24 protein-coding genes are annotated in these 25,013 nt (G+C 69.8%); 8 read left to right on the top strand and 16 right to left on the bottom strand.

What is annotated here, in order from left to right; translation table 11 throughout:
- Positions 1–62 precede the first annotated feature (62 nt).
- Genes ACFMRZ_RS16140 through dapE form a run of 4 tightly spaced genes read right to left on the bottom strand, consistent with a single transcriptional unit; the run spans position 63 to position 4,311 of the window.
- Positions 63–1,826 (bottom strand): long-chain-acyl-CoA synthetase, encoded by a 1,764-nt coding sequence (locus ACFMRZ_RS16140; protein WP_400179798.1) that lies wholly within the window; start codon positions 1,824–1,826, stop codon positions 63–65.
- Positions 1,823–2,389, bottom strand: a complete 567-nt coding sequence (locus tag ACFMRZ_RS16145) for a TIGR00730 family Rossman fold protein (RefSeq protein ID WP_280271731.1) — start codon at positions 2,387–2,389, stop codon at positions 1,823–1,825. Before ACFMRZ_RS16145 ends, ACFMRZ_RS16140 begins: the two co-directional genes overlap by 4 nt.
- A complete protein-coding gene (locus ACFMRZ_RS16150; RefSeq protein ID WP_280361008.1) occupies positions 2,383–3,186 on the bottom strand; it encodes a TIGR00730 family Rossman fold protein in 804 nt (267 codons plus the stop codon). Before ACFMRZ_RS16150 ends, ACFMRZ_RS16145 begins: the two co-directional genes overlap by 7 nt.
- Before the next feature lie 27 nt (positions 3,187–3,213).
- On the bottom strand, positions 3,214–4,311 hold the full coding sequence (gene dapE / locus ACFMRZ_RS16155; RefSeq protein ID WP_400179799.1) for a succinyl-diaminopimelate desuccinylase: 1,098 nt from the start codon (positions 4,309–4,311) through the stop codon (positions 3,214–3,216).
- A gap of 38 nt (positions 4,312–4,349) precedes the next feature.
- On the opposite strand from dapE, the gene dapD reads away from it, so the two are divergent.
- Positions 4,350–5,303, top strand: coding sequence for a 2,3,4,5-tetrahydropyridine-2,6-dicarboxylate N-succinyltransferase (gene dapD / locus ACFMRZ_RS16160; RefSeq protein WP_280271734.1), 954 nt, complete (start codon positions 4,350–4,352; stop codon positions 5,301–5,303).
- Here the strand turns inward: dapD and ACFMRZ_RS16165 are convergent, their stop codons facing one another.
- A complete protein-coding gene (locus tag ACFMRZ_RS16165) occupies positions 5,304–5,675 on the bottom strand; it encodes a PPOX class F420-dependent oxidoreductase (protein ID WP_400179800.1) in 372 nt (123 codons plus the stop codon).
- Positions 5,676–5,721: 46 nt separating this feature from the next.
- Positions 5,722–7,146 carry an acyl-CoA synthetase gene (locus tag ACFMRZ_RS16170; RefSeq protein ID WP_400179801.1) on the bottom strand — a complete coding sequence of 475 codons (1,425 nt, stop codon included), beginning with the start codon at positions 7,144–7,146 and terminating at the stop codon, positions 5,722–5,724.
- A 131-nt stretch (positions 7,147–7,277) separates the two neighbouring features.
- Here ACFMRZ_RS16170 and ACFMRZ_RS16175 point away from each other — a divergent pair, with 131 nt between their 5' ends.
- Positions 7,278–8,132, top strand: a complete 855-nt coding sequence (locus ACFMRZ_RS16175) for an oxygenase MpaB family protein (RefSeq protein ID WP_400179802.1) — start codon at positions 7,278–7,280, stop codon at positions 8,130–8,132.
- A gap of 4 nt (positions 8,133–8,136) precedes the next feature.
- Here the strand turns inward: ACFMRZ_RS16175 and ACFMRZ_RS16180 are convergent, their stop codons facing one another.
- Positions 8,137–8,766, bottom strand: a complete 630-nt coding sequence (locus ACFMRZ_RS16180; protein ID WP_280271738.1) for a TetR/AcrR family transcriptional regulator — start codon at positions 8,764–8,766, stop codon at positions 8,137–8,139.
- 146 nt (positions 8,767–8,912) lie between these two features.
- Between ACFMRZ_RS16180 and ACFMRZ_RS16185 the strand changes: the two genes are divergently transcribed.
- A complete protein-coding gene (locus ACFMRZ_RS16185; protein WP_400182881.1) occupies positions 8,913–9,779 on the top strand; it encodes an oxygenase MpaB family protein in 867 nt (288 codons plus the stop codon).
- Between the two features lie 100 nt (positions 9,780–9,879).
- Positions 9,880–10,338, top strand: coding sequence for an acetyltransferase (locus tag ACFMRZ_RS16190; RefSeq protein ID WP_400179803.1), 459 nt, complete (start codon positions 9,880–9,882; stop codon positions 10,336–10,338).
- An 11-nt stretch (positions 10,339–10,349) separates the two neighbouring features.
- On the opposite strand, the gene dapC is transcribed toward ACFMRZ_RS16190, so the two are convergent.
- The 3 genes from dapC to ACFMRZ_RS16205 all read right to left on the bottom strand — a co-directional run bounded on the left by dapC (position 10,350) and on the right by ACFMRZ_RS16205 (position 12,419).
- Positions 10,350–11,456: a succinyldiaminopimelate transaminase gene (gene dapC, locus ACFMRZ_RS16195; protein WP_400179804.1), complete on the bottom strand. Its 1,107-nt coding sequence runs from the start codon at positions 11,454–11,456 to the stop codon at positions 10,350–10,352.
- Positions 11,457–11,462: 6 nt separating this feature from the next.
- Positions 11,463–11,786, bottom strand: a complete 324-nt coding sequence (gene fdxA / locus ACFMRZ_RS16200) for a ferredoxin (protein WP_187686984.1) — start codon at positions 11,784–11,786, stop codon at positions 11,463–11,465.
- 162 nt (positions 11,787–11,948) lie between these two features.
- Entirely contained in the window at positions 11,949–12,419 is a 471-nt protein-coding gene (locus ACFMRZ_RS16205) for a MarR family winged helix-turn-helix transcriptional regulator (RefSeq protein ID WP_400179805.1), read from the bottom strand.
- A gap of 79 nt (positions 12,420–12,498) precedes the next feature.
- On the opposite strand from ACFMRZ_RS16205, the gene ACFMRZ_RS16210 reads away from it, so the two are divergent.
- Positions 12,499–13,653 (top strand): MFS transporter, encoded by a 1,155-nt coding sequence (locus tag ACFMRZ_RS16210; protein WP_400179806.1) that lies wholly within the window; start codon positions 12,499–12,501, stop codon positions 13,651–13,653.
- Positions 13,654–13,740: 87 nt separating this feature from the next.
- On the opposite strand, the gene ACFMRZ_RS16215 is transcribed toward ACFMRZ_RS16210, so the two are convergent.
- Positions 13,741–16,341 (bottom strand): bifunctional FO biosynthesis protein CofGH, encoded by a 2,601-nt coding sequence (locus ACFMRZ_RS16215; protein WP_280273003.1) that lies wholly within the window; start codon positions 16,339–16,341, stop codon positions 13,741–13,743.
- Between the two features lie 146 nt (positions 16,342–16,487).
- Here ACFMRZ_RS16215 and ACFMRZ_RS16220 point away from each other — a divergent pair, with 146 nt between their 5' ends.
- Both ACFMRZ_RS16220 and ACFMRZ_RS16225 read left to right on the top strand, forming a co-directional pair.
- A complete protein-coding gene (locus tag ACFMRZ_RS16220) occupies positions 16,488–17,012 on the top strand; it encodes a PH domain-containing protein (RefSeq protein WP_280273004.1) in 525 nt (174 codons plus the stop codon).
- The gene (locus tag ACFMRZ_RS16225) at positions 17,009–18,934 is read left to right on the top strand and encodes a PH domain-containing protein (RefSeq protein ID WP_400179807.1); all 1,926 of its coding nucleotides are present in this window, start codon (positions 17,009–17,011) and stop codon (positions 18,932–18,934) included. Before ACFMRZ_RS16220 ends, ACFMRZ_RS16225 begins: the two co-directional genes overlap by 4 nt.
- 35 nt (positions 18,935–18,969) lie before the next feature.
- Here ACFMRZ_RS16225 and ACFMRZ_RS16230 read toward each other — a convergent pair whose 3' ends face one another.
- From ACFMRZ_RS16230 to typA, 5 genes are all read right to left on the bottom strand, one after another.
- Positions 18,970–19,389: a hypothetical protein gene (locus ACFMRZ_RS16230; protein ID WP_280273005.1), complete on the bottom strand. Its 420-nt coding sequence runs from the start codon at positions 19,387–19,389 to the stop codon at positions 18,970–18,972.
- Positions 19,386–19,544 (bottom strand): hypothetical protein, encoded by a 159-nt coding sequence (locus tag ACFMRZ_RS16235; protein ID WP_187686978.1) that lies wholly within the window; start codon positions 19,542–19,544, stop codon positions 19,386–19,388. The genes ACFMRZ_RS16230 and ACFMRZ_RS16235 overlap by 4 nt, the downstream gene beginning before the upstream one ends.
- A gap of 410 nt (positions 19,545–19,954) precedes the next feature.
- Positions 19,955–20,875 (bottom strand): N-acetyl-1-D-myo-inositol-2-amino-2-deoxy-alpha-D-glucopyranoside deacetylase, encoded by a 921-nt coding sequence (gene mshB, locus ACFMRZ_RS16240; protein WP_280371856.1) that lies wholly within the window; start codon positions 20,873–20,875, stop codon positions 19,955–19,957.
- Positions 20,872–22,653, bottom strand: a complete 1,782-nt coding sequence (locus ACFMRZ_RS16245) for an ABC transporter family substrate-binding protein (protein WP_280273007.1) — start codon at positions 22,651–22,653, stop codon at positions 20,872–20,874. The genes mshB and ACFMRZ_RS16245 overlap by 4 nt, the downstream gene beginning before the upstream one ends.
- Before the next feature lie 68 nt (positions 22,654–22,721).
- Positions 22,722–24,638 carry a translational GTPase TypA gene (gene typA / locus ACFMRZ_RS16250; RefSeq protein ID WP_280371852.1) on the bottom strand — a complete coding sequence of 639 codons (1,917 nt, stop codon included), beginning with the start codon at positions 24,636–24,638 and terminating at the stop codon, positions 22,722–22,724.
- Between the two features lie 178 nt (positions 24,639–24,816).
- On the opposite strand from typA, the gene ACFMRZ_RS16255 reads away from it, so the two are divergent.
- Complete coding sequence (locus ACFMRZ_RS16255; protein WP_280273009.1) at positions 24,817–24,993, top strand: hypothetical protein; 177 nt, start codon at positions 24,817–24,819, stop codon at positions 24,991–24,993.
- Positions 24,994–25,013: the final 20 nt, after the last annotated feature.

Below are 25,013 nucleotides of genomic sequence, written 5' to 3' on the forward strand. Positions count from 1 at the left end.
GTACCGACCGCTGTCGCACCGACCTCGCAAACGTCCCGCATTACGGGCCCGCGACCGTCCGGCTACGCGGGTTTGCGGCCCGCGGCCACCTCGTCGGCGTAGCCGTCGTAATAGGGGACGTAGCCTTCGGCGCGGCCCGACAGGACGTACAGGGTGCTCGACTCGTCGGGGGTGTAGCCCTGCTTGCGTAACTCGACCTTGCGGCTCTTGAACGTCGAGGTCGTCTCCAACTCGTCGACGACGCGCACGAACAGCGGGACCGCGTACCCGGGCAGCCGCTCGTACAGGTGCGCGGCCAGCGCCGGGCCGTCGAGTTCGGCGCCGGGCCGCAACGTCACCGCGGCCATGCCGGCCTTACCGTCGGCGCCCGGCACCTCGACGCCGTAGACCACCGCCTGGGTGAGTTGCGCGACGCCGTCGAAGGCGCCCTCCACCTCGGTCGTCGCCACGTTCTCGCCCTTCCAGCGGAAGGTGTCGCCGAGACGGTCGGCGAAGGCGATGTGCCGCCAGCGCTGGTCGCGCACCAGATCGCCGGTGTCGAACCAGGCGTCGCCGTCCTGGAACGCGTCGCGCACCAGCTTCGACTCGGTCGCCGACGGGTCGGTGTAGCCGTCGAACGGCGAGCGGCTGGTCACCTTGGACAGCAGCAGCCCCGTCCCGCCCGGCCGCACCCGGCGCAACCGGCCGTCCTCGAACCGCTCGGCCTTCCCGGTCTCGTCGTCGAACTCGACCACCGCGTACGGCAGCGGCCCGAAGCCCGCCGTGCGATCCACGCCGAAAGCGTTGATGAAGGCGGTGTTTCCCTCACTCGAGGCATAGAACTCGACGATGCGCTTGATCCGGAACCGATCGCGGAACTCGTCCCACAGCTCCGGGCGCAGCCCGTTGCCGACCGCCAGCCGCAGCGCGTGCTCCCGCTCGGCCGGCTTCTCGGGCTGATTGAGCAGATAGCGGCACAGCTCACCGATGTAGATGAACGCGGTGGCCCGGTTCGCGATCACCTCGCTCCAGAACGCGGAGGCGGAGAACTTGCGGCCGATGGCGAAGGTCGCCCGCGCACCCAGCACCGCGCCGAGCGCCACCGTCAGCGCGTTGTTGTGATACAGCGGCAGGCAGCAGTACATGGTGTCGTCACCGCGCAGCCGGATGCCCAGCCCGCCGAGCCCGGCCATGCTCTTGGTCCACCGCAGGTGCGTCATGACGCTGGCCTTGGGCAGCCCGGTGGTGCCGGAGGTGAAGATGAGGAACGCCTTCTCGCGGGCGCGGATATCGGCGCACACCGGCGGGTCGGTGGCGTCGGCCGAGCGGGCCAGCTCGGCCAGTTCCTCGGTGTAGAGCAGGTTGTCCGGCGGTTCGGGCAGCGAGTCCAGGGCCTCGCGGCACTCCTCCCCGATCACGTTCACCGCGCTGTCCAGCAGTCCGAAGCTGTGTGCCAGCACCTGTTCGCGCTGATTGTGATTGAGCAGTCCGACCGTCGCGCCCAGCTTCACCGTGGCCAGCACCACGAACAGCGTCTCCGGCCGGTTGGTCATCAGGACGCCGACCACGTCGCCGCGCTGCACCCCACGCTCGGCCAGCACGCTCGCATAGCGGTTCACCTCGGCGTTGGCGTCGAGATAGGAGTACTCGCGGCCCTCGAATCGGATGAAGGGCCGCAACGGATTCCGGCGCGCGGCCCGCTGGAAATACAGCCCGACCGAGGACTTGTCGTCCGGCCGGACGAGCATGCCGAGCGCCCCGCGGAGCATGCCGGGCGCGTCCAGCGCCATGCCCGGCAGGCGGCGAGCGATATCGAGCAGGGTGACGCTGGTCTGGGTCTCCGTCACTGTTCCTCCGCAAGCGGTTTCGTCAACGCGTCGAACGCGGCCGTCAGGTCCGCCGACACGGTAATCCGATCCAGGGCGGCCTTGCCCACGAAACCGCCGTCCTGGATGCCGTAGAGCCACTCGAACAGCCCGCGATAGTGGCCGTGCGGGTCGAGCACCACCAGCGGCTTGTCGTGCATGCCGAGGTAACCGCCGGTCCAGGCCTCGAAGAACTCCTCCAGCGTGCCGATCCCGCCGGGCAGGGTCAGGAAGGCGTCGGCACGGTCCTCCATGACCTGCTTGCGCTCGCGCATGGTGTCGGTGACGACCAGTTCGTCGGCGTCGACATCGGCGACCTCCAGATGCACCAGCTGCTTGGGGATCACGCCGATGGTGCGCGCGCCCCCGGCGCGGGCCGCGGTGGCGACCGCGCCCATCATCGACACGTGCCCGCCACCGGACACCAATTGCCAACCGCGCCGGGCGATCTCGGTGCCGACCTGGGCGGCCAGCCGCAACTGCGCCGGATCCGCGGCACTGGCCGAGCAGTACACGCACACGGCGTACGGTCGGTCGCTCACCATTGGTCCTCCGTTCCCAGCCCGTTCTCGGCGCGGCTGCGCGCGGCCTCCAGCACGATCTCCACGACCTCCTCCACGCTGTCGGTGACGTGCAGCAGGCCCAGGTCACCGGGCGAGATCTTGCCCGACCCCGCCAGCGAATCGCGGAGCCACTCGACCAGCCCACCCCAGTAGCGCGTGCCGAACAGCACGATCGGGAACCGGGTGATCTTGTGCGTCTGCACCAGGGTCAGCGCCTCGAACAACTCGTCCAGGGTGCCGAAGCCGCCCGGCAGGCAGATGAACGCCTGCGAGTACTTCACGAACATGGTCTTGCGGGCGAAGAAGTAGCGGAAGTTGATGCCCAGATCCACCCACTCGTTGAGGCCCTGCTCCATCGGCAGCTCGATGCCCAGCCCCACCGAGAACCCGCCCGCCTCGGACGCGCCGCGGTTGGCCGCCTCCATCACGCCCGGACCGCCGCCGGTGATCACCGCGAACCCCGCGTCGGCGAGAGCGCTGCCGATGGCGCGGGCGGCCTGGTACTCGGGCGTCTCCGCCTGCGTACGGGCGGAACCGAATACCGCCACCGCCCTGGGGATCTCGGCGAGCGCGCCGAAACCCTCGACGAACTCACTCTGGATGCGCAGCACCCGCCACGGGTCGGTATGCACCCAGTCGGCCGGGTCGCGACCGTCCAGCAAATGCTGATCGGTGGTCCCGCTCTCCTCTTTGCGATCGCGGCGCAACATTATCGGCCCGCGAAACTTCGGCGCCGACTTCTGCGATCGGGCGAACACTGGCTCCGAGTCGGTGGACATGCCGCCCAGGGTAGCGGGACCGCCGCGTCAGCTCTTGCCCGTCAGGTAGGTACGGAGGATTTGGGTCACGTTGGTGATCTGGGTGGTGGGAACTCGTTCGTCGATCTTGTGGGCCAGATTGGGGTCGCCGGGGCCGAAATTCACCGCGGGGATGCCGCGGGCGGCGAAGCGGGAGACGTCGGTCCAGCCGTATTTGGCGCGGACTCCGCCGCCGCCGTGCGCGTGTACCCGTTCCACCAGGTTCTTCGCGGCGGGGGCGGACAGGCCGGGCAGGGCGCCGGGTGCGCCGTCGGTGCGCTCGAAACCGATGTCCAGGCCCGAGAAGAGCTGTCGCACATGCTCGGTCGCGTCGTCCAGCGAACGGTCCGGGGCGAAGCGGAAATTCACCACCACCTCGGCCTCGTCGGGGACCACATTGCCCGCCACGCCGCCGCCGATGTGAACCGCGGACAGGCCCTCGCGGTAGACGCAGCCGTCGATGTCGACCTCGCGCGCCTGGTAGCCGCGCAGTCGCTCGAGAATCGGCGCCAGCTGGTGAATCGCATTGTCCCCCAGCCAGGCTCGCGCGGAATGCGCCCGGGTACCCGACGTCGTGAGCCGCGCCCGCAGCGTGCCCTGGCAGCCCGCCTCGATCCAGCCCGCCGAGGGCTCCCCCAGGATCGCCAGGTCGCCGTCCAGCCACTGCGGCAGCTCGCGCTCGATGCGGCCGAGGCCGTTGAATTCGGCGGCGATCTCCTCGCAGTCGTAGAAGATCAGCGTCAGGTCGCACACCGGGTCGGCGACGGTGGCGGCCAGGTGCAGGAAGACCGCGTCGCCGGATTTCATGTCGACGCTGCCGCACCCGTACAGGACCTCCTCGCCGTTCTCGACCTCGAAGCGGCCCGGCACGTTGCCGGCGATCGGGACGGTGTCGAGGTGCCCGGCCAGGATGACCCGGTGCGGCAGCCCCCGATCGGTGCGGGCCAGCACGGTGTTGCCGTGGCGCAACACCTGGAAGCCGGTGGTCTGCTCGCGTAGCGCCCAGGTCACGGTGTCGGCGATCGCGGCCTCGTCCCGCGACACGCTCGGCATGTCGACGAGGGCCGCGGCGAGGGTGATGGGATCCGCGCGCAGGTCGATGGTCACTCCTGTCACCCTAGCGGCGCGCTAATACACTCGGCTGCGTGAGTACACAGGGAGCATCCGCAGTCGGCCTCGCCACGGTGACGGTGAACGGCACCGTCCTCGACACCTGGTTTCCGTACCCCGAACTCGGCGAGTTCGGCGAGACGGGCACCACGAGGCTGAGCGCGGCCGACCCCGAATACACCCGGTTCGCCGAGCTGGTCGGGTTCGACGAGGCCCGCCGCGTGGACGTGATCGCGGTGCGCACCACCATCGCCGACCTGGCCGCGGCGCCCGCCGACACCCACGACGTGTATCTGCGGCTGCACCTGCTCTCGCACCGGCTGGTCCGGCCGCACGGCCTGAGCCTCGAGGGCCAGTTCGGCCTGCTCGCGAACGTCGTGTGGACCAACCACGGCCCCTGCGCGGTCGAGGAGTTCGAGCTGGTGCGCGCGAAGCTGCGCGCCCGCGGGCCGGTCACCGTGTACGGCGTGGACAAGTTCCCCCGCATGGTCGACTACGTGCTGCCCAGCGGCGTCCGCATCGCCGAGGCCGACCGCGTGCGCCTGGGCGCGCACCTGGCCGAGGGCACCACCGTCATGCACGAGGGCTTCGTGAACTTCAACGCCGGGACGCTGGGCGCCTCGATGGTGGAGGGCCGGATCTCCGCGGGCGTGGTCGTCGGCAACGGCTCCGACATCGGCGGCGGCGCGTCGATCATGGGCACCCTGTCCGGCGGCGGCAAGGAGGTCATCTCGATCGGCGAGCGCTGCCTGCTCGGCGCCAATGCCGGCCTGGGCATCTCGCTCGGCGACGACAGCGTCGTGGAGGCGGGGCTCTACCTCACCGCCGGTAGCAAAGTGGCGCTGCCCGACGGCCGGACCGTCAAGGCGCTGGAACTGTCCGGGCAGTCGAATCTGCTGTTCCGCCGCAATTCGCTGACCGGCACGGTCGAGGTGGTGGCACGCCAGGGCACCGGCATCGAACTCAACGCCGTCCTGCACGCGAACTGACTATTCGATACCGAAGGCCAGCACGCGCTCGGGGGTGATCCGGATCAGTTCCCGGGACGCCCCCGCCAGGTAGGTATCGACATCACGCAAAGCCTGTGCGGTGCCGCGGATTTCGAGGCACCGCACCTGCCAGGGTTGCACCGAGGCGATGTCGTCGACGACGAACGCCACCCGCTCCTCCTTGGCGAGGTTACGGAACTTCTGCGAGGCGCCCATGTTGTGTCCCGCGATGTCGATGGTGCCGAGGGCCTCGTTGTAGCGGAAGCCGACCGGATTGTTCTGCGGCGACCCGTCGGGGCGGACCGTGGCGAGCCGCCCCAGGCGCTGGCTGCGCAGGTAGTCGATCTGGGCGGGCGACAGCGTTGCGATCATGCGCCGACCGTACAACCTCGAGCGCGGTCGAGGTCAATCGAGCGCGTCAGCTCAGCTGTTTCTTCTGCACCTTGCCCATGGCGTTACGCGGGAGGGTCGCCACCAGCCGCACCTCCCGTGGCCGCTTGTGGGCCGAGAGTTGCTGGGCCACATGGTCGATCAGCTCCCGCTCGGCCGGCCGCGCCCCGTCGCGCGGGACGACGAAGGCGACGATGCGCTGCCCCAGATCCGCGTCCGGCACCCCGACCACCGCGACCTCGGCGACGGCGGCGTGCCCGAGCAGGCAGGTCTCGATCTCCCCGGCGCCGATGCGGTACCCGCCGGACTTGATCAGGTCCACCGACTCGCGTCCGACGATGCGGTGGAATCCCTCGGCGTCGATGGCGGCGACGTCTCCGGTGACGAACCAGCCGTCATCGGTCCAGCAGGCGGCGGTGGCCTCGGGCCGGTTCAGATAGCCGTCGAACAACATCGGGCCGCGCACCTGCAGGCCGCCGATGCTCTCGCCGTCGTGCGGCACGTCCGCGCCCGCCTCGTCCCGCAGCCGGGTCTGCACCCCGGCCACCGGCGTGCCCACCCAGCCCGGCCGCCGTTGCCCGTCGGCGCGGGTGGACAGCGTGATCATGGTCTCGCTCATCCCGTATCGCTCGACCGGGGCGTGGCCGGTCAGCTCGCGCAGCCGCTCGAACACCGGCACCGGCAGCGGCGCGCTCCCCGAGACCAGGAGCCTCGCGTTGGCCAATTCCCGTGCGGCCGCAGGGTCTTCGACGACGCGCGACCACACCGTGGGCACCCCGAAGTACAGGCTCCCCTTCGCCGCCGCATAGGCCGCCGGAGTCGGCTTGCCGGTATGCACGAGCGGGCTGCCGACCCGCAGCGGGCCGAGTAGGCCGAGAATCAGACCGTGCACGTGGAACAGCGGAAGGCCGTGCACCAGAGTATCTTTCGAGGTCCACGCCCAGGCCTCGGCCAGTGCGTCCAGCCCCGCGGCGATGGCTCCCCGGCCGAGCATCACGCCCTTGGGCGCACCGGTGGTCCCGGAGGTGTAGAGCACGAAAGCCGTTGTGTCCGGGCCTGGTTCGGAATACCGGTGCCACGACCGCGCGTGCCGCCGCACCGGGACGACCGGCAGCGCAGCGCCTTCCGGCGCCTCGCCCAGCCACGCCCGCGCGCCCGAATCGGTGAGGATGTGCTCGAGTTCGGCCGCGCCCGAGTCCGGCGGCACCGGCACCGCGGTCACCCCGGCGATCAGGCAGCCGACCACCGCGAGCACGGTCGGCACGGTCGGGCGGGCGAGTATCGCCACCCGGTCCGCCCCGGCGACCCGCTCCGCCACCGAGGTGGCCGCGCCGATCAGATCGCTGCGCGACAGCGTGGTCCCGTCGACGGTGACGGCATCCGGAATATCGGCCCCGGCGGCCACGGCGGCCGGATCCAGCGAGCTCAACAGCGGCAACGACCCATACGACACGCGCCAAACCTACCAACGCCGACCACGCCCCGGTCGCCGCGTGGATCCTCGACAGGCCTGTGACGGTTGACACAATGATGAGTGGGTGAGAGCTTTGATATACAGCCTTCTCACGAAGAACGGGGTCAACGATGACCAGCCCGCTTCGCGCGACGACGCACGAGACCGCGCCGGACCGCGATTTCGACATCACCCGGCACCTGGACGGTTCCGCGGCCTTCTTCGGCGCCGCGGCCAATGTCATCATGCAACTCAGTACGCCGCCGGTCGGGTACGGCGTGGTGGAGAGCACCGTGGACAGCGGCAAGATCTTCGTGCACCCGATCAAACGCTCCCGCACCACGCTCACGTATCTGGCGGTGGCCCTGCTGGGCAGCGACGACGAGCGGGCCGCCTATCGCGACGCCGTCAACCGCTCGCACCGCTCGGTGCGCTCCACCGCGAGCAGTCCGGTGAAGTACAACGCCTTCGACCCGCGCCTACAGCTGTGGGTGGCGGCGTGCCTGTACTGGGGCGCCCGCGACCTGCACGAACGAATGCACGGCCCGACGCCCGCGGCCGAGGCGGACGCGTTCTACCGGCACGCCGCCCGGCTCGGCACGACCTTGCAGATGCCGCCGGAGCTGTGGCCGCCCGACCGTGCCGCGTTCGACCGGTACTGGGCGGCGAATCTCGCGCAGACGACCATCGACCAGCCGGTGCGCGACTACTTCCAGGACCTGATCGATCTGAAGATGTTCCCGCGCCCGATTCAGCTGGCGTTCGGGAACTTTCACCGCTTCGTCGTGGCCGGTCTGCTGCCGCCGCACCTGCGCGATCAGATGGGCCTGCGCTGGAGCGAGCGCGACGACCGGCGGCTGGCCCGGCTGCTGCGCACCGTCGGCGCGGTGGAGTCGCGCATGCCCACGCCGGTAAAAGTGTTCCCGATCAACGCGTTTCTGCTCGACCTGCGCGTCCGCCGCCGGCTCGGGCGGCCATTGGTCTAGCGGATCAGGGGATGCGGAAGCCCGGCACCACGTGGTCGCGGGCGAATCGCCGCAGCGCGGCGTCGTCGTCCAGCGGGATGACCGTCTGCGGCGTCAGCGCCATCGACAGCGAACTGCGCGCGATCATCTCGGCCAGCGGCTGCGGATCGTATTGCGGCAGTTTGCCTTCCGCCTGCAGCCGGGCGATGAACTCGGCCAGGTAGTCGCGGCCGAGTTCGATCACCGGACCGCCCTGCACGGTCAGGTACGGCAGCACGATCTCCGGTTCGGTCTTCAGCAACCGGTCCAGCAGCCGGTTGCGGCGCAGGCCGTCGAGGAAGGCCACGAACAGCTCCACGATCTGATCCTCGGCGCTGGCGTCGCGGTCGATCTGCCGCTGCACGGCCGCGTCCACCTGATCGATGAACTGCCGCGCCTGCCGCAGGCCGACGGCCTGGATCAGGTCGGATTTACCCGCGAAACGCCGGTACAGCGTGGCCAGCGAGAGGCCGCCGCGCCGGGCCACCTCGACCATGCTGGTCCGTTTGATGCCGAAGTCGAGAAACGCCAGCAGTGCCGCATCGAGCACCTGGGCCTGGTTGTTGTCGGTGCCCGCTCCGCGCACCAGCGGCAGCAGTTTCGCCAGCTTGGCCATGACCCGGTCCCCTTCCCGCTCGACACGATGACAGTGAAATCATCGCACATTGACACCCCGCCAACTCGGTGAGAAGGTGAGGCCCTAAGTTTCTCACATTTCTTGCGCCGCCCGGCGCGAAGCGAGATCGAGGAGACGTGTCGACGATGACCGCCGCCCTGCGCGACACCGGCCACGAGCCGAACCACCCGGAATCCACCCTGACCCCGGAGACCGTCCGCGACCACATCGACGGCATCGCCGCCTTCCTCGGTGGCGCCGCGAACGTCATCATGCAGCTCAGCCACCCGCCGGTGGGCTACGGCGTGCTGGAGAGCACCGTCGACAGCGGCAAGGTCACCCTGCACCCGCTCAAGCGGCTGCGCACCACCCTCACCTACCTCGCGGTGGCCTGGATGGGCACCGACGAGGATCGCGCGGCGTATCGGGAGGCGGTCAACGGCTCGCACCGACCGGTGCACTCCGAGCCGGGCGCACCGTTGAAGTACAACGCCTTCGATCCGAAGCTGCAGCTGTGGGTGGCGGCCTGCCTGTACTGGGGCGTCGACGACCTCTACACCCGCATGCGCGGACCGATGGAACCCGAACTGGCAGAGGAGTTCTACCGGTACAGCGCCCGGCTGGGCACCACGCTGCAGATGCGCCCGGAGATGTGGCCCGCCGACCGGGCCGCCTTCTTCCGGTACTGGGACGAGAACCTGGCCCAGCGCACCATCGACGAGCCGGTGCGCCGCTACTTCGACGATCTGATCGATCTGCGGATGACCCCGCGGCCCATACAGGCGGTGTTCGGGCGCTTCCACCGCTTCACGGTGACCGCGCTGCTCCCCCAGCACCTCCGCGACGAGATGGGCATGACCTGGACCGCCCGCGACGAGCGCCGATTCCGCCTGGTGCTGCGGGCCATCTCGGCCGTGTGGACGCGCCTGCCCGGCGTGATCCGCGCGGCGCCCCTCAACACCTACCTCGCGGACATGCGCCTGCGCCGCCGCCTGGGCCGGCCGCTGGTGTGAGCTGCCCGGCGCCGGTAATCCGTTGGCGTGGTGCGGGTTTCCCGAATCGTTGCGCGGCGCGATCGCGGGCGGTTCGGGCGCAACGCTTACCATCCGTGGAGTGACCGACGAGATCGAGCTGCGACCGTGCGCGGGCCCCGCCGAGTTCCCGAAGTTGGTAGACGTCTGGCGCAGCGCCGTTTTGGCCACGCACGACTTCCTGACGCCGGAGGATTTCGCCGACATCGAGAATCACCTCGCCGACGACTATTTCCCCGCGGTCGAACTCACGGTCGCCACCCTCGGCGGCGGGATCGTCGGTTTCTCCGGACTGGTCGCGGGACAGCTCGAGATGCTGTTCATCGATGACGCGCACCGCGGCCGCGGCGTCGGCTCGGCGCTACTCCGCGCGGCACTCGGCCGCTATCCGTCCCTGACCGTCGACGTCAACGAGCAGAATCCGCAGGCACTGGGCTTCTATCTGCACCACGGCTTCGTCGTCACCGGACGCTCCGACACCGACTCCGAAGGCCGCCCCTACCCGCTGGTGCATCTCGTCTACGCGGTCCCGGGCGACTGAGGGCGGCAGCCTCAGTCGGCCAGCCGTTTCGCGGCGGCGGCGATGCGTTCGTCGGTGGCCGTCAGGCCGATGCGGACGTGTTCGGTGCCGGTGGGACCGTAGAAGTCGCCAGGGGCCGCGAGGATGCCTCGTTCGGCCAGCCAGTCCAGTGTGGTGCGGCAGTTCTCGCCGCGAGTGGACCACAGGTACAGGCCCGCTTGCGAGTGATCGATCCGGAAACCGGCCGCCTGCAACGCTTTTCGCAACACCTCGCGGCGCGCGCGGTACAGCTCACGCTGCCGGTCCTCGTGCGCGTCGTCACCGAGCGCCGCGGTCATGGCGGACTGCACCGGCAACGGCACCATCATTCCGGCGTGCTTGCGCACCTCGAGCAGTTCGCGGACCAGCGCCGGATCGCCGGTCACGAATCCGGCCCGATAGCTGGCCAGATTCGACGTCTTCGACAGCGAGTGGATCGCCAGCAGGCCGGTGTGGTCACCGTCGCAGACCTCGGGGTCGAGGATCGACACCGCGCGCTCGTCCCAGCCCAGACCCAGGTAGCACTCGTCGGACGCGACCACCGCGCCGCGCTGGCGAGCGAAATCCACCACCTTGCGCAGGTGCTCCACGCCCAGCACGCGGCCGGTCGGGTTGGACGGCGAATTCAGGAAGATCAGCGCCGGCGACTCGGGACCCAGCCGAGTCAGCCCGTCGGCGCGCAGGATGCGGGTGCCCGCCAGCAGCGCGCCGACCTCGTAGGTCGGGTACGCCACCTCGGGAATCACCACCAGATCGGCGGCGCCGAGACCGAGCAGCCGCGGCAGTCCCGCGATCAACTCCTTGGTGCCGATCACGGGCAATACGGCCTCCGGCGCCACCCCGGTGATACCGAACCGCCGCTTCAGCGCGTCGACCGCCGCGGCGCGCAATTGGGAGGTGCCGTGCGTGGTCGGGTAGCCGGGCACGTCCGCCACCGCGGCCAGCGCCGCCCGGATCAGCGGATCGACCGGATCGACCGGCGTGCCCACCGACAGGTCGACGATGCCGCCGGGGTGGGCCGCCGCCCGCGCCTTCGCGGAAGCGATGGTGTCCCAAGGAAAATCGGGTAGCGACGCGCTGACCCGGCCACGCTCGAACAACGCGTGCTACTCGCTCGCCATCGGCGGCAGTTCCTTGATGAACGGCGGGTCGTAGTCGACCTTGCCGACCTTCGTCGCGCCGCCGGGCGAGCCCAGGTCGTCGAAGAAGTCGACATTGGCGTTGACGTAGCCGGTCCACTGGTCCGGCGTGTCGTCCTCGTAGAAGATGGCCTCGACCGGGCACACCGGCTCACACGCACCACAGTCCACGCACTCGTCGGGATGGATGTACAGCATGCGGTTGCCCTCGTAGATGCAGTCCACGGGGCATTCCTCGATGCACGCCTTGTCCTTCACGTCAACGCACGGTTCAGCGATGATGTACGGCACTGCCGCTCTCCTAGTCTGGGTCCTTGCCTGCGGGGATACTTCCGCCCGCGCAACAGTATCCCGGCGCTCTTACATTACTACTGGTCAGCCTTGCCTAACTTCGAGGCGTACCGCGTCGCTGCGGCGCCCGGCGCACCCCTGGTGGGAGCACTGCCGCTCCGATCACGAATCCTGTTCGGCCGGATCGTTTTCCACTGTCGATACCAACATTCGCAGCAGTTCGCGCAATTCCCGCTGCTGATCCTCGGTGAGCGAGGTCAGCGGTGATCCCGTCCCGAGCCTGGCGAGCACGGCCGCCCGGCTGTCGTGGCCGGCGGGCGTCAGCTCGATCCGCTTGGCGCGCCGGTCGCTGGGGTGCGGTTTGCGCTCGACCAGTCCCAGCGCCTCCAGCCTATCGAGCACGAACGTCGCATTCGAGGGCTCGCACGTCATCCGGGCGGCCAATTCCCGGGCGGTGATCGGTTCCGACAGTTCCCGCAGGGCGATGACCTGCGATGGGGTCAGTCCGAGCTGTTCGGCGACGCGCCGGACATGGACATCGAGCCGACGGGTGAACGAGTGCACCAGCCGGCACACGTCGCGATCGATCTCCGTATCCACGGGCGGTTTCGACGTGGTGTCCGGCCGGGTCATGACACGAGTCTAGTCAGAATTGTTCTAGCTGTGATAGTTATAGTTCGAATTATTCGAGCTGTAACTATTTGGAGTGGTGATGCAACTCTCCTTGCTGTCTCTGATGCTGGTCGTCTTCGGCCTCACGACCGGCGAATTCGCGATCGCCGGAATCCTGCCGGAGGTGGCGGGGGATCTCACGGTGCCCGTGTCCTCGGCGGGCCAGCTGGTCACGGCGTATGCGCTCGGCATGATCGTCGGCGGGCCGGTGCTCACGGTGCTGACCGCGCGGGTCGCGCGGCGGTGTCTGGTGCCGGGACTGGCGGGCTTCGCGGTACTGGCGAATCTCGGTTCGGCGCTGGCGCCCACCTATCCGGTGCTACTGGTCACCCGCTTCGCGGCCGGGTTGATCGTGGCGACCTTCTTCGCGGTGGCGATCGCCACGGCGGTGCGGAACGCGCCGGAGGGCAAGGCGGCCTCGGCGATCGCGCAGGTCGCGCTCGGCATGAACCTCGGTCTCGTGCTCGGTACGCCGATCGGCACCCTGGTCGGTCAGCACCTGGGCTGGCGGGCCACCTTTGTCGTGGTCGCGGCGTGCACCGCGCTGGGGTTGCTGATGGTGCTGCGGTTCGTCACCGAATTGCCTCCGGCCGCAACGGGTTCGGTCTTCGGTGAATTGCGGGTGCTGGCCGATCGGGAACTGCTGCTCGGCATCGCCCTGACCGCGCTGGGCAGCCTCGGCGTGGTCGCGGTGTTCACCTACATCGCGCCGCTGCTCACCGAGGTCGCGGGCTTCGGCGCGGCCGCCGTCCCCGTCCTGCTGCTGGTCTACGGCGCCGGCGCGGTCGTCGGCAACCAGCTCGGCGGATGGCTGGCCGACCGCGCGCTCCTGCCCGCGCTGACCGGACTGCTCACCGCCCTGGCGGCAACCCTGGTGCTGTTCTGGGCGGGCGGCGAGCACCCGGCCGCGGCCGCCGTCCTCGTATTCGTCCTGGGCACACTGGCTTTCGCCGTCATCCCCGGCATGCAAACCCGGGTCATCGCCGCCGCCACGGCCGCCCCCACCCTCGCCATCGCGATCAACGCCTCCGGCTACCAACTGGCCGCGGCCCTCGCGGGCCGCCTCGGCGGCTGGACCATAGCCAACGGCCCAGGCCTGCGCGCCCTCCCCCTACTCGCCGCAGCTCTCACCCTCGCGGGAGCGGCGCTCGCGCTGTACATGCTCCGGCGGGACCGCCTGCCGGTCCCCGCCTGACAGTCCGGCCGCAGCGGTCACGATCCGCGCCGAGACGGCGAAAACTGCCGTCCGCGTTCGAAATGTGACCGCTGAGGCCGGGGCCGCTCACCCCACAGGAAGGGACAGCACAGGAGCGCGGTGCGGAGGCTTCCCGTAGAGAGTGGTGCGTTCGCGCGCGGGGCGGCCGATGCCGGTGGCTATGTCGGTGAGTTCGGCGACGGTCTTGGCGGAGCCGTGCTGGGAGCCGGCCATCCGGGAGATGGTCTCCTCCATCAGGGTTCCGCCGAGATCGTTGGCGCCGCTGTTGAGCATCACCCGGGTGCCCTTGGTACCGAGTTTGACCCAGCTGGTCTGGATGTTGTCGATGCGGCCGTGCAGCATGATGCGGGCCAGGGCGTGGGCGGCGCGGTTGTCGCGGATGGTCGGGCCCGGGCGGGAGGCCCCGGCCAGGTACAGCGGGGCGCTCTGGTGCACGAAGGGCAGCAGCACGAATTCGGTGAAACCACCTGTCTCGTCCTGGATTCCGCGCAGCACCCGCAGGTGCCCGACCCAGTGCTTCGGGCTGTCGACGTGGCCGTACATCATGGTCGAGCTGGAGCGGATGCCGAGCTTGTGCGCGGTGGTGACGACCTCGATCCAGGCCGAGGTGGGCAGCTTGCCCTTGGTGAGCACCCAGCGCACCTCGTCGTCCAGGATCTCTGCGGCGGTGCCCGGGATCGTATCCAGCCCAGCGTCTTTCAGCGCCGAGAGCCAGTCGTGGATGCTCTGCCCGCTGCGCGAGACGCCGTTGGCGACCTCCATCGGGCTGAACGCGTGCACATGCATCGACGGCACCCGCTTCTTCACCGCCCGCACCAGATCGGCGTACCCGGTGACCGGCAGATCCGGATCGATACCGCCCTGCATGCAGACCTCGGTCGCGCCCTCGACGTAGGCCTCCCAGGCCCGGTCCGCGACCTCCTCCGCGGACAGCGAGAACGCGTCGGCATCGCCCTTGCGCTGCGCGAACGCGCAGAAACGGCAACCGGTGTAGCAGATATTGGTGAAGTTGATGTTGCGGTTGACGATGTAGGTGACGTCGTCGCCGACGGCGTCGCGGCGCAACTGATCGGCCAGCGCGGCGATCGCGTCCAGCTCGGCGCCGTCGGCGGTGGCCAGCGCCAGGTACTGGTCGTCGGTGAGCCCGGCCGGATCGCGTTCGGCGGCCCGCAGCGCGGCCAGTACGTCGGCGTCGAACCGCTCCGGCGCGGCCGCGGCCAGCTCCCGGACCTGCTCGCGAATGGTCTCCCAGTCACCGAACGCGCCGACCACCTCGTCGCCGAGCCCGGAGTCGCTGCGCGCGTCGGTATTACGGCCGTCGGTGTCGATGGCGGTGTTCAGATCCACGCGCCCGGTGGACTCCCACGACTCGTCCGGCTCCTGCCAGGGCAGGCCCTGCGGGATCGCGTCCGGCTTCGCCAGCCCGGTGCTCGGGTCGGCGAGCGCGGCGACGTGCGCGCCGATGCGCGGGTCCACCCAAGGGTTTCCGGCCCGCACATAGCGCGGGTGGGCGGAGGTGCGCTCGGCGAGCCGGTACCCGGCCGCCGCGGTGATCTCGGCCAGCGTGTCCAGATTCGGCCAGGGCCGTTCGGGATTCACGTGGTCGGGCGTCACCGGGGACACCCCGCCCCAGTCATCGATACCGGCGTCGATCAGCGCCTGACATTCCTCCCGCGACACCAGGTTCGGCGGCGCCTGCACCGCCACGTCCGGCGGCAGCACCAACCGCGAGACCGCGACCGCGGCGCGGAACTCCTCGATGTCGGCGTCGGGGACCTCGCGCATCGCGGTGTCGTCCTTGGCCCGGAAGTTCTGCACGATCACTTCCTGGATGTGCCCGAACGCCTTGTGCTGCTTGCGAATCGCCATGATGGATTCGGCGCGCTCGCGCAGCGTCTCGCCGATGCCGACGAGGATGCCGGTGGTGAACGGCACCGACAGCCGCCCGGCGTCGGTGATGGCGCGCAACCGCACCGCGGGATCCTTGTCGGGGCTGCCGTGGTGGCAGTTGCCCTTCTCGCTGAACAGGCGGGTGGCGGTGGTCTCCAGCATCAGCCCCATGGACTGGCTGACCGGCTTGAGCCGCGAGATCTCCGCCCACGACATCACACCGGGATTGAGGTGCGGCAGCAGGCCCGTCTCCTCGAGCACCATGATCGAGACGGCGCGCAGGTAGTCCAGGGTCGAGTCGTAGCCGTGCTCGTCGAGCCACTGCGCGGCCTCGGGCCAGCGATCCTCGGGCCGGTCGCCGAGCGTGAAAAGGGCCTCCTTGCAGCCCAATGCCGCACCCTGCCGGGCGATATCGAGCACCTCGTCCGGCTCGAGGTACATGCCCTTGCCCTCGGCGCGCAGCTTGCCCGGCACCGTGACGAAAGTGCAGTAGTGACAGCGATCGCGACACAATCGGGTCAGCGGGATGAAGACGTTCTTGGAGTAGGTGATGGTCTTGGTCCGGCCCGCCGATGCCACGGCGGCGTCGCGGACCCGGGCGGCGCTGCGGCTCAGCTCCACCAGGTCGTCGCCGCGAGCGTGCAGGAGCACGGTGGCCTCGTCGACGTTCAGCGTCACTCCGTCGCGGGCTCGCCGCAGCGCCCGGCGCATCGCCGAGGGAGCCGGGGGTGCCGGCGGGATGCCAGGGTTCGGTAGATCCGTCACGCCTTCGATCATGCGCCAACCATTCGAGTGTTCTCCCTCCGGTGCCTGTGCCGTGACACAACCCGCCCGGCGAGCGGGCTATTCCGCCACACGCGGATTGGTGCCGGGATGCGGGCGCGAACCCGCGATGCGGCGAAATTCCGTGCAACGATGACTGCATGGCACAGCCCTCCGAACCGCCCGCGACAGCGGCCGGTGACACGATCATGGCCGAGCCCGCCTGGCGGCCGAGTCCCCGCGCCCGCGTGCTCTGGGCGCTGGGGCCCGCGATCGGCTGGGCAATCGTGCTGATCGGCGAACTGATCTGGCTGGGCGTCGACGGTGATCATCGAGTGGCGCAGGCCGCGGTCGTGACCGGCACGCTGGTGGTCGCGGCGGTCAGCGTGGTCGTGGTGCCGCTGTGGCGATACGCCGTGCATCGGTGGGAGGTGACCGGCGAGGCGGTCTACACCCGCACCGGGTGGCTCACACAGGAGAGCCGGGTCGCACCGATCACCCGGGTGCAGACCGTCGACACCCAGCGCGGACCGCTGGAACGCCTACTGGGCCTGGCCACCGTCACCGTGACCACCGCGTCGTCGGCCGGGGCGGTCCGGATCAGCGCGCTGGATCGGCCCGTGGCCGAGCAGACGGTGGCGCGGCTGACCCGCATCGCGGCGCGGCATCGGGGAGACGCCACGTGACCGAGCAGGTAGCCGAGGCGTCCTGGCAGCGGCTCGACAAACGCATGCTGCTGGTGCATCCGGTGCGGGAGGTGGGCCGCTACATTCCGGTGCTGGCCGTCTCGGTGATCGTGGGTACCCGTAACGACAATCCGGGCTGGGGGCTGCTGGCGCTGGCGGTCATCGTCGGGTTCGCGGTCGCCCGCTGGTTCACGACCACGTATCGGATCGGCCCGGACAATCTCGAACTGCGCACGGGAGTGTTGCAGCGCAAGCGACTCGCGGTGCCGCGCTCGCGGATTCGTTCGGTGGATATCGAGGCGTCGCCGCTGCACCGGGTGCTCGGGCTGGCGGTGCTCACCATCGGGACCGGACAGCAGGCGAGCAAGGACGAGCAGTTCAAGCTCGACGCCCTGGCCGATCGTCTGGTGCCGGGGTTGCGCGCCGAGCTGCTGAAGCATCTCAGGGACGCGGAAACGGCCGGGGCACAGTCGGATTCGAGCGGGCCTATCGCCCCCTCGTTCGGTACCGAAAACACTGGTCCCGTCGGCTATTTGCGTCGGGAGAGCGTGGAAATCGGTCACTGGCAACCCGGTTGGGTGCGTTACGCGCCGCTGTCGCTGACCGGGTTCGCCATCGTGGCGCCGGTGGTCGGCCTGGCGTTCCAGTACGGCCTCGCCGAGGCCGTGTTCCGCTCCGACGCCGTGCACCGGGTGGGCGACCGGAGCGCCTGGTTTCTCGCGGCCGTGGTGGCGGGGCTGGTGGTCGCGGTGGTGGCGATCGTCAGCCTGGCCGGGTGCGCGCGGTATCTCACCACGTATTTCGGGCTGCGCGTGCGCGACGACGGCCGCACCCTGCACCTGCGCCACGGCCTGTTCACCACCCGCCAGACCACCCTGGACCTGGCCCGCCTGCGCGGCGCCACGGTGAACGAACCGCTGCTGCTGCGCCTGGCCGGTGGCGCCGAACTCGAGGCGATCATGGTCGGCACCAGCCCGCGCCAGAAGATCCTCCCCCAAGCCCCGCGCACCGCCATCGACCGCACGCTGGGCCACCTGCTCGCATCCCGCCCGTCCCCCACCCCCGCGGCGGGCCGATCGGAAGCCGCCGATCTCGTTCTACCCGACACCTCGCCCGCCGCGGCGAATATCCCGAACCAGCCTGCGGGACAGCACCTCGACGACACCGGACCCACTCGACCGGACACCATGCCGAATACCGCGGACCAACCTGCGGGAGAGCGCCCCTACGACGCCCCCGGACCCACTCGACCCGACATATCGCTCTCGAGTGAAGCTTCGCTGCGGACTACGAAAGCGACTGCGGAACAGGAGCTTTCGGACGGGGCGTTGCCAGACCAAGCCGTCGAGGGCCACGCACACGAGTTCGCGGTACCCGAAAAGTCTGCCCGGGAGGACGTTTCGGAAAAGACTCACGTCGAGAACGCCGCGGCACCGGCGACCATTCCGCTGGTGGCGCACGGGGCGCGGGCTCGGCGGCGGCGTTATACCCGTGCGCTTGCGCCCGTGGTAGTGGCGGCGATCGTGCTCGCGGGCATCGCTGTTGCGGGCGAAGGGGTTCCGGTGTGGGCGTGGGTGGTGCTGGGGGTGATCGCCGTCGCGGCAACAGCTTTGGCGCACGACCGGTATCGCGGCCTGGGCCATGCCGTTCTACCCGCCGCGGACGACCGGCCCGCCTGGTTGATCACCCGGAGCGGCTCGCTGGACCGCGACCGGGACTGCCTCGAGGCGCCCGGCATCATCGGCTGGACCGTCCGCCAGACCTTCTTCCAGCGCCGCGCCGGAGTCGCCACCCTGGTCGCGGCCACCGCGGCCGGAAAGAAGCGCTACCACGTCGTGGACGTACCCGTCGCGCGGGCGTGGGAACTGATCGAGGAGGTCACCCCCGGCCGGGCCGGACACCGCCCGCCACAGCACCCCTGAACCCGACAGGGCACAGCCGTGCAGCGGACCCCGGCTCAGCGTCGAGGCCGGAGGAACGCGCGGCGGAACAGGTAGAAACCCGCCGGGATCAGCCCGCAGGCCAGCAGCAGCGGCGAGGTCCAACTGTCGGTGAGCAGGACGTCGCCACCGGGACCGGTGGTCGACAGGAGCAGGAAACCGAGCAGCCAGGCGAGCAGCGGCAGCGCCATGGCGGCCGGACGAGTCACCACCACGCCCATGCCCATCACGAGCAGAACGTTCACGACCGCGGCGGCCACCACCGAGATCGGGAACGGCGTACCACCGAGATAGGCGGGCAGGTACAACACCTCGAGCGCCAGCGACAGGAACCCCTCGAACACCAGCACCCCGGCCAGCACGCCACCGAGCGCCGCCCAGCCGGGCAGTTGGTCCTCCGGGACCGTGTGCGTCCGGCCGATCGACGTCGCCGTCACGGCACCGGCGGGAAGCCGAGCAGGGTCAGCAGGTGACTCTGCATGTCCACGAACCCGTAGAGCACCGACAGGTACAGATCGTGCTGCGCCTGCCAGTGGGGTTTCTGGCTCTCGACGAACGCCACAATCGCGTCCTGCAGGCTCCAGTTGTACATGCGCGCCAGTCTAGGCGGCGCGGACCCACCCCGCCCCGCCGACCATGACGGCACACCGCCCCCGCAACAGTGCGAGCAGCAACCCCACCGGCCCTCAGCGCGAAGCCCTCGCCCACCGACGCCTCCGCACAAACTCTCGTGCCCCGCCCCCCGAATGTTCTCGACGCAGACTCACGCCGACACGTCAGCCCGCCGAACTCGAGCCCCACGTACCAAGGCGCCCCGCACGGGTTCAGTGCGTCGGTGGCGACCGGCAACCGGCGAACGGGTCGTGCTCACGGCCCGGTGGCCCGGGCACCCACGCACGAGGGTGAAGTGTTCCTCCGGCAACACCGGCTGAGCGATGTCGTTGGAGAGCGCGAACTCACGGCACGCCGACACTCGAGCCCACACCAAGGCGCCCGCACGGTTCAGTGCGCTTCGGTGGCGACCGGCAACCCGGCGAACAGGTCGTGTTCGCGGCCGTCGGGACCGAGGGGGCCGGGGCGTCCCCGTACCAGGATGAAGTGTTCCTCCGGCAGCACCGGCTGGGCGATGTTGTTGGAGAGCGCGAACTCTCGGCCGGACGGCGCCACGCTCACCTGGGTGGCATGGGCGCGCAGGGCGGCCCGCTTGGCGGCCAGCACGTCGGATACATCGAGGGTGGTGGTCACGGATTCGGTTGGCACACAGGGCAACTCGCCGACCGCGGGCAGCCGCCAGCCCTCCGGAAGCGCCCCCGGCAGCTGGTCGATCGTGCGCCGGGCCAGCGCCTCGGTGTGCAGGCGCAGCACCTCCGCGTCGGTCACGGTCCAGTAGGTCTTCGGCACCGCCCAGCCCCGGTCGGCCGCGGCGTCGACGGCGGCCATCGTGATCTGGTGTGCCCGAACATGATCCGGGTGACCGTAGCCCCCGCGCGGGTCGTAACCCACCACCACCCGCGGCCGCAGTTCCAGCAGCACGCCCACCAATTCCCGCACCGCGTCCTCACCCGAATTCACGAACGCCCGCGGGTGCAGCGACTCGAGCAACTTCGGATCGGAGGTCTCGCCCGCCATCCCGGAATCGCGCCAGCGCCCCGCCCCGCCGAGAAACCGCGGCGACCCGGCATCCAAAGCCGCCAGCGCCCTGGACAATTCACCGATCCGGTACCCCCCGAGCTGATCGGCCCGAGCGCTCACCAGCTGCGCCCACTCGGCACCGATGACCTCACCTTCTTCACCGAGGGTGCAGGTCACCACCGTCACCGGCACCCCGCGCCGCCGATAGTGCGCGATGGTGCCACCGGTAGCGATCGACTCGTCGTCGGGATGCGCGTGCACCAGCAGCAGCCCACCCTCGGCAGCGGTCACGACAGTCGCCGCCAGGTCGCGGCGCCGCCGAAGATGCCGGCCTCGATCGCGCCGCTCAGAGAGACTCCGTCCATCCGGGAGCTGGCCGCGGCCACGCCGTTGTCCTGCATGATCGGCAGCACGATGCCCAGCTCCCACAGCTTCGGCTCCGCCTCGCCGACGACCTTCGGCACGTCCGTGCCGCGCAGCGCGGTATCGATCGCCGGTTGCAGCGCCGGATCGCACACTCCGGAGATATTGCTCGGCGCCTGGCGGATCTCGTCCAACTGCGACGACGACGGGCCGTCCGGTGTCGCCTCGGGCGCGGGCGGGCAGCCGTACCGAGAGGACAGCACGGTCGCCGGATCGTTCCCGGCGCGGTCCCAGCCGACGATCGCGTCGACATTGCCCGCCAGCAGTTCCTTGCCGTACAGCTCCTCGGCGGGCAGGCTGCGCACGCTCGCGTCGATACCCGCGCTGCGCAGCATGTCCGCCGCGGTGTTGGCGACCGCCAGCGCGGTGGTGTCCTTGTCCACCGCGCCGATCCGGACGACCAACGTCTTCCCGTTCTTGGCGACCTGACGCGGCTGCGGCGCCGGGGAGGTCGGCGAGGAATTGCTCACCGGCTGCTCCGGCGCGCGGGCGTACCCGGCCTCGGCCAGCAGGCCGAACGCCTCGTCCGCCGGCGGCCGCGGCGGCGCGGTCGGCGCGTAGCCCGGATCCGACGGCGAAAGCACCTGCGCGCGAGCCGGTTCCATCCAGGAGCCGGTCTGTGCGGCGACCGTCGCCAGCAGCGTCGGATCCAGCAGTCCGAGTACGGCGTGCCGCACCCGCGGATCGGTGAGATCGCCCGTACGGCCGTTCAACGCCAGCTGGAGTTCGCGCGCCTGCGGCATGATCGACGTGCGCACCGCCGGAATCGCTTGCAGCTGAGCCTGTGTCGCGGTGCCGCCGCGCACCAGCGCCATCTGGGCGTCACCCGAGCGCAGCGACTCGGCCAGTTGCGCCGTGGTGCCGCCGCGCCGCAGCAGGATCTGATCCGGCACCGCCGGTGTGCTCCAGTACCGGTCGTTGCGTTCGAGCAGGATCTCCTCGCGCCCCGAATCGGCCTGCTTCACCCGGAACTGCCCGCCGGAGATCGGATTCTGATCGATGAGGCCGCGCTCGACCGCCAGCGCGCGCTGGAAGCCACCCGGCGAGTCCTTCAGCAGATGCGCCGGCAGCAGATCGGTGAACAGCTGCCGCCAGGCCGGATACGTCTCCCGGAAGGTGACCGTGACCGACTTGCCGCCCTCACTGGAACTCACATCCGAGATGAGCCGATAGCCGGCGGGATCGACCACCCCGGGCTGCGTGATCATCTGCTGCCACAGGTACCGGAAATCCTCGGCGGCGATCGGCGCACCGTCGGACCACGACGCCTGGTTCTGAATCTTGTAGGTGATGGTGAACGGTTCCTGTGCGGTCACGTCCGCCGACACCATCAGCGCCCCGTCGGGCGCCCAGTCGGTCGCGCCCGGCACCGCCTGCGACGGCACCGGCCGGAACGGGCTCGGGAACACCATCGAGCTGACCGCGTTGGTCGCCGGCGACTGATTCGACCGCAGATGCGGATTGAACCCGATCCCGATGTCGTCCACCGCCACCACCACCGTGCTCTTGGTGGGCTTGGCGGGCTGGGTCTTCGGACTGTCGGTGCTCTCGATCGGCGGCGGCGGATTCGCGGTACAGCCGACCAGCACCGTCACCGACATGGCCAGCACCGTCAGTCCGGAAACGAGCCGGGCCGCGACCCACATCCAGGTCCACCTTCCTGTCGAGAAGTCCTCGTGCGCACCGCCCGGGCGGCGTCTTCACGCCTGCCGCGTTATGCGTTCTGGGCAGCGCGGTCGCGGGCCTTGCGACGGGAGAGTTCGCGGGCGCGCTCGGTGGCGTTCAGGATCACCTTGCGCACGCGGACCACGTCGGGACCGACCTCGACGCACTCGTCACCGGCGCAGAACTCCAGCGCGCCTTCGAGATCCAGCACCATCGGGCGGGCCAGGGTCTCCAGCACGTCGCCGGTGGAGCTGCGCATATTGGTCAGCTTCTTCTCCCGCGTGACGTTGATGTCGAGATCCTCGGCGCGCGGGTTGATGCCGACCACCATGCCCTCGTAGGTGTCGGCGCCCGGCTCGACGAAGAAGGTGCCGCGATCGGCCAGCTGCAGCATGGCGTAGGGGGTGACGCTGCCCGTCCGGTCCGACACCAGCGAACCGGTGTGCCGGGCCCGGATCTCCCCGGCCCACGGCGCGTACCCGTGCGATACGGCGTTGGCGATGCCGGTGCCGCGGGTCTCGGTGAGGAAGTCGGTGCGGAATCCGATGAGCCCGCGCGAGGGCACGATGAATTCCATTCGGACCCAACCGGATCCGTGGTTGGTCATCTGCACCATCTTGCCCTTGCGCGAGGCCAGCAGCTGCGTCACCGCGCCCAGGTGCTCCTCGGGCACGTCGACGGTCAGCTCCTCATACGGCTCGTGCACCTTGCCGTCGACGGTGCGGGTGACCACCTGCGGCTTGCCGATGGTGAGTTCGAAACCCTCGCGGCGCATGGTCTCCACCAGAATCGCCAGCGCGAGCTCGCCGCGGCCCTGCACCTCCCAGGTGTCGGGACGTTCGGTGGGCAGCACCCGCAGCGACACGTTGCCGACCAGTTCCTGATCCAGCCGGGCCTTCACCAGGCGCGCGGTGAGCTTGGTGCCGCCGTTGCGCCCGGCCAGCGGGGAGGTGTTGATACCGACGGTCACCGAGATGGCGGGCTGGTCGACGGTGATCCGCTGCAGCGCGAGATCCTCACCCGCCGCGACCTTCTCCTGATCCGCCAGGGTGTCGCCGATCATGATGTCCGGGATCCCGGCCACCGCGACGATGTCACCGGCCACCGCCTCCTCGGCCGGATTGCGTTCCACGCCGACGGTCTTGAGCAGTTCGGTGATCTTGACGTTCTTGACGCCGTCGGCGGCGATCCACGCCACGTTCTGACCCTTGCGCAGGGTGCCGTTGTGGATGCGCAGCAGCGCCAGACGGCCCAGGAACGGCGAGGCGTCCAGGTTGGTGACATGGGCCTGCAGCGGCGCGGCGGCATCGCCCTTGGGCGCGGGCACGCACTTCAGCAGCACGTCGAACAGCTCGTCGAGGTTCTCGGCGGCGGGCGCGTTACCGTTCTCGGGACGCTCCGTGGAGGCCTTGCCCTCGCGGCCGGAGGCGTACAGCACCGGCAGATCCAGGGCCAGCTCGGCCGCCTCGGAGGCCTCGTCGTCGAGATCGGAGGCCAGGTCGAGCAGCAGGTCGTGGGACTCCTCGACGACCTCCTCGATCCGCGCGTCGGGCCGGTCGGTCTTGTTGACCACCAGGATCACCGGCAGCGAGGCCGCGAGCGCCTTGCGCAGCACGAACCGGGTCTGCGGCAGCGGCCCCTCGGAGGCGTCGACCAGCAGCACCACGCCGTCGACCATGGACAATCCGCGCTCGACCTCGCCGCCGAAATCGGCGTGGCCGGGGGTGTCGATGACATTGATCACGGTGAGGCTGCCATCGGGGTTGTGCCGGTGCACGGCGGTGTTCTTGGCGAGAATGGTGATGCCCTTCTCGCGTTCGAGATCGCCCGAATCCATCACCCGGTCGACCGGTTCGGCACGCTCGGCGAACGCGCCGGACTGCCGCAGCATCGCGTCGACCAGCGTCGTCTTGCCGTGGTCGACGTGAGCAACGATCGCCACGTTGCGGAACTCGACAGACGACACGTGAAATCCTCCTGCTGATGAGATGGTTGCCGGCCAACCCTCGCCATAGAGGGTCCGTACAAGACAGGTGGACGAGTGACTCACCGGGCATGCGGCCAGCTACACAGTACCGAAACGGCCGAGACCCCCGGTCGGGCCGGGAGGCTCGAGCACTGTGAGTTAGGTTAAGCTAACCTCCATGGGCAAGGTCAAGGCAAAAAAGGTCTCGCGCCTCAAGCCTAAGAAGAAGTGCTGTCGGAAGAAGACGCGCTGCGTGAAATGCCCTGTCGTGATCATGCGGATGAAGAAGGCCGAATCCGCCGGGGTGTGCGGCAAAGACCTGAAGAAGTACCTCAAGCAGGCGCGTGCCGCGTAGCTCGCGGGGTAGAACCGGGG

This window comes from Nocardia sp. N2S4-5 (assembly GCF_044628355.1).
GTDB lineage: Bacteria > Actinomycetota > Actinomycetes > Mycobacteriales > Mycobacteriaceae > Nocardia > Nocardia wallacei_B.

What these genes read in the sequence shown, in the direction of transcription:
- ACFMRZ_RS16145 (WP_280271731.1), bottom strand. Translation starts at nt 2,389, where the DNA reads ATGGTGAGCGACCGACCGTACGCCGTGTGCGTGTACTGCTCGGCCAGT.
- ACFMRZ_RS16150 (WP_280361008.1), bottom strand. Translation starts at nt 3,186, where the DNA reads ATGTCCACCGACTCGGAGCCAGTGTTCGCCCGATCGCAGAAGTCGGCG.
- ACFMRZ_RS16165 (WP_400179800.1), bottom strand. Translation starts at nt 5,675, where the DNA reads ATGATCGCAACGCTGTCGCCCGCCCAGATCGACTACCTGCGCAGCCAG.
- ACFMRZ_RS16175 (WP_400179802.1), top strand. Translation starts at nt 7,278, where the DNA reads ATGACCAGCCCGCTTCGCGCGACGACGCACGAGACCGCGCCGGACCGC.
- ACFMRZ_RS16180 (WP_280271738.1), bottom strand. Translation starts at nt 8,766, where the DNA reads ATGGCCAAGCTGGCGAAACTGCTGCCGCTGGTGCGCGGAGCGGGCACC.
- ACFMRZ_RS16185 (WP_400182881.1), top strand. Translation starts at nt 8,913, where the DNA reads ATGACCGCCGCCCTGCGCGACACCGGCCACGAGCCGAACCACCCGGAA.
- ACFMRZ_RS16205 (WP_400179805.1), bottom strand. Translation starts at nt 12,419, where the DNA reads ATGACCCGGCCGGACACCACGTCGAAACCGCCCGTGGATACGGAGATC.
- ACFMRZ_RS16210 (WP_400179806.1), top strand. Translation starts at nt 12,499, where the DNA reads ATGCAACTCTCCTTGCTGTCTCTGATGCTGGTCGTCTTCGGCCTCACG.
- ACFMRZ_RS16215 (WP_280273003.1), bottom strand. Translation starts at nt 16,341, where the DNA reads ATGATCGAAGGCGTGACGGATCTACCGAACCCTGGCATCCCGCCGGCA.
- ACFMRZ_RS16220 (WP_280273004.1), top strand. Translation starts at nt 16,488, where the DNA reads ATGGCACAGCCCTCCGAACCGCCCGCGACAGCGGCCGGTGACACGATC.
- ACFMRZ_RS16235 (WP_187686978.1), bottom strand. Translation starts at nt 19,544, where the DNA reads ATGTACAACTGGAGCCTGCAGGACGCGATTGTGGCGTTCGTCGAGAGC.
- ACFMRZ_RS16245 (WP_280273007.1), bottom strand. Translation starts at nt 22,653, where the DNA reads ATGTGGGTCGCGGCCCGGCTCGTTTCCGGACTGACGGTGCTGGCCATG.
- ACFMRZ_RS16255 (WP_280273009.1), top strand. Translation starts at nt 24,817, where the DNA reads ATGGGCAAGGTCAAGGCAAAAAAGGTCTCGCGCCTCAAGCCTAAGAAG.